The organism is Bacillus cereus group sp. N21, assembly GCF_016483395.1.
GTDB classification, from domain to species: domain Bacteria; phylum Bacillota; class Bacilli; order Bacillales; family Bacillaceae_G; genus Bacillus_A; species Bacillus_A pseudomycoides.
The window spans coordinates 1-265 of record NZ_JAEHBX010000350.1 but is presented as its reverse complement, the minus strand read 5'-3'; the positions used below and the strand labels follow the sequence as shown (position 1 = coordinate 265).

Sequence of the window (265 nt, the reverse complement as noted above, 5' to 3'; positions counted from 1 at the left end):
TTAATATAGTTGAACACGTTCCTGCAGACATATTATTAACTCAACCAATGGTTTATAGTGGAGATGCTGTCACTTCTTTTGTATATAATGGGAGTACTGATTTAAGCTTCTTTATGAAAAATAATGGCCAAAATACAATGGGGTATAGTGTAAAAGGCCCAAATACGGAGTTAATTGCTGGTGGTTATATAAGGTCTGGAGAACAACAAATTAATGTTACAAATGTACGGAATGCTTTATCTCCATTACCGATTGGAGCATATAA

The 265-nt window shown here is 34.0% G+C and carries 1 pseudogene; it reads left to right on the top strand.

Annotated features, from left to right (window positions below):
- Positions 1 to 265: pseudogene (locus JDS96_RS31150) on the top strand (hypothetical protein); the annotation flags it as partial.